The organism is Pseudomonas sp. Kh14 (assembly GCF_900291005.1).
Classification (GTDB): Bacteria; Pseudomonadota; Gammaproteobacteria; order Pseudomonadales; family Pseudomonadaceae; genus Aquipseudomonas; species Aquipseudomonas alloputida.
This window is the reverse complement of the sequence record NZ_OLKJ01000258.1, coordinates 1-244: the sequence shown is the minus strand read 5'-3', so window position 1 is coordinate 244 and position 244 is coordinate 1. Positions and strand designations below refer to the sequence as shown.

1 protein-coding gene is annotated in these 244 nt (G+C 46.7%); it reads left to right on the top strand.

What is annotated here, in order from left to right; translation table 11 throughout:
* Positions 1-244 (top strand): adenylosuccinate synthetase (locus tag FQ668_RS28040; RefSeq protein WP_144180852.1); only part of this gene is annotated, 244 nt, incomplete at both ends.

The window sequence follows — 244 nt, the reverse complement described above, 5'->3', positions numbered from 1 at the left end:
ACCAAAAATGGTGTTGAGCTACAAGCGGCCACTGAAATTGCACTGACAAAAATCGACTGTTTGACGGGCTTAAAAGATTTAAAAATCTGCGTCGCATACGATGGCGAACATACTGAAAACCCTATTTGGCCTCAAACTGCTGCACTGGCACCAGTCTACGAGCAAATGGAAGGGTGGGATGAAGACATCACCGGCTGTCGTAGTTTCGAGGAGTTGCCAAAAGCAGCTCAAGACTATGTGACAC